Here is a 312-nt window from a genome sequence, read left to right as displayed (position 1 = left end):
GCACCCGGCTCACCGTGCTCGGGGTGCCCGTGCGGGCGCGCGGGACGGCCGGGCCGGTCGTGGAGTGCGCCTCCTGTCTGCACCGCTTCGGCGTGGAGACGCTCGACCACCCCACCACCCGCCGCCTCTCCGTCCTGCTCCGCGACGCGGTCCACGCGGTGGCCGTCTCCGTGCTGGCCGCGGGGGGCACCGGGTCGCGGGCCGCGCTGGAGGCGGCGGCCGAGACCGTCCGCGCGGCGGGCTGCGAGGAGGACGCGGCGGAACGCCTCGCCCTGACCCTCGACGGCGGCGACCCGCGCGCCCCCCGCGGCC

Annotated in this window: 1 pseudogene; it reads left to right on the top strand. The window is 81.1% G+C overall.

The features are described from left to right. Positions 1–312: pseudogene (locus tag CCN33_RS03895) on the top strand (TerB family tellurite resistance protein); the annotation flags it as partial.

Source organism: Streptomyces recifensis (assembly GCF_002154615.1).
Classification (GTDB): Bacteria; Actinomycetota; Actinomycetes; order Streptomycetales; family Streptomycetaceae; genus Streptomyces; species Streptomyces griseoluteus.
The sequence above is the reverse complement of the archived record's forward strand: the minus strand, read 5'-3'. Positions and strand labels throughout refer to the sequence as shown.